We start from the raw sequence: 326 nt of genomic DNA, 5'->3' as shown, positions 1-326 counted from the left end.
GCTCTTCAACTCTTGCCCCAATTAATTGAATAAGCCTCACGGTTTTATTCCAGTTTTTTGTATCATTCATTATCTTTACTGCTCAAAAAAGTTTAAGACTAATTGTTCAATAGATATATACCTTCCTGAAAAAGGAGTAAACTGCCATTATTTTAGTCAGTTAGTGAAAAATCCTTTTTGATTTGTTCAATCGTCCTATTTGTTATTTCTGCAATATATTTCAATAAATCATTATATTTTTCTCGATTATTTAGTTTTTTAAATCTCTCAACAAGACTATCAAAACCTTTAAAATATTCACTATGATAATTTGGGTTGTTATAAAT

Source organism: Neobacillus niacini, assembly GCF_036961885.1.
Taxonomy (GTDB): domain Bacteria; phylum Bacillota; class Bacilli; order Bacillales; family Cytobacillaceae; genus Neobacillus; species Neobacillus niacini_H.
Note: the sequence above shows the minus strand (reverse complement) of the source record.